At 52.1% G+C, this 576-nt stretch carries 2 protein-coding genes; both read left to right on the plus strand.

Annotated elements, in window-relative coordinates:
- The coding region (locus DPF93_RS21140; protein WP_164675412.1) for a tyrosine-type recombinase/integrase at positions 1-279 on the plus strand (279 nt) is incomplete at its 5' end.
- Positions 276-576 (plus strand): transposase zinc-binding domain-containing protein (locus DPF93_RS21145; RefSeq protein WP_208638811.1); only part of this gene is annotated, 301 nt, incomplete at its 3' end. The genes DPF93_RS21140 and DPF93_RS21145, both read left to right, overlap by 4 nt.

Raw genomic sequence — 576 nt, forward strand, 5'->3', positions numbered from 1 at the left:
AACCCAATGGACCGCGGCGGCATACAAAAAGCCATGAAACGCGTGCTTAAACAGTGTGGCATTAATAAACATATCTCCCCGCACTCACTGCGCCATTGCTTTGCCACTCATCTGCTCGAGCAAGGGGTGGATTTACGTTCTCTGCAAGTGCTACTTGGTCACGCCAGCCTCAACACCACGGCGCGATACACCCGCATGACACAACAAAAACATCGCGATGCGGCGCTGGCTATCAATCAACTGACCAATGCATTGAGTATTACGTGGGAGGCGGCATGAGTGCGTTTATCGACCTACTTCGCAAACACAAAGAGGCGCTGGAACATCAGTATGCTAATCAACTTAGCCATGAGATGCGCTCGGCTATCCAAGCAATGTTGCTGTGTAAAACAGAGCAGCAAGGTCGCTCACAATGGTTCTGCGCTCACTGTCACCACGATGACCGACTGCCGCTCTCATGCGGTCATCGGCATTGCCCCCAATGCCAACACCGCACCACGTCGGACTGGTTACTGCGTCAAAAACGAAAGCTGTTACCTGTCCCTTACTTTATGGTGACCTTCACTTTGCCTGCTC

Source organism: Vibrio rhodolitus, assembly GCF_003350325.1.
GTDB lineage: Bacteria > Pseudomonadota > Gammaproteobacteria > Enterobacterales > Vibrionaceae > Vibrio > Vibrio rhodolitus.